Source organism: Psychromonas sp., from assembly GCF_983033635.1.
The window spans coordinates 1-420 of record NZ_CEZLMY010000263.1 but is presented as its reverse complement, the minus strand read 5'-3'; the positions used below and the strand labels follow the sequence as shown (position 1 = coordinate 420).

Annotated in this window: 1 pseudogene; it reads left to right on the top strand. The window is 44.0% G+C overall.

The features are described from left to right. A pseudogene (locus tag AC4GME_RS18175) lies at positions 1 to 349 on the top strand (ATP-dependent helicase); the annotation flags it as partial. Positions 350 to 420 lie beyond the last annotated feature (71 nt).

Sequence of the window (420 nt, the reverse complement as noted above, 5' to 3'; positions counted from 1 at the left end):
GATTATGAAATGCGTCGCGCTGAGATTAGAGCCAGGAAAGAATAAGTTTGATAAACCGCAGCTCAAGGTTACCTATATCAGTGACCAGGGAGGGGAGATTAACGAGGTTTGGCCGCTAGCGACTAAAGCCCATAAAGCTGAGTTTTTGTCGAAATTCATTAATCCGCATCTGATTGACCGACACCGTCCGTTTACCGATACTGCCCCCACTAAGGTAGTCAACAACGAGCATCGACTGCGTCCACCAGAAGTTGTTATTGCCCGGAAGAACGGGCGTTTTTGGGTTGTTCGCGACAAGTTGTTTGATCTCGACCAATATCAAAAAGCGCAAGATCTAATGATAGATTAATGTAACTACTCAGCCGTCAATAATTTGAGGTGTTTGTTTTTAGAATGAGATTGTAAATACTCAGGGCTAAG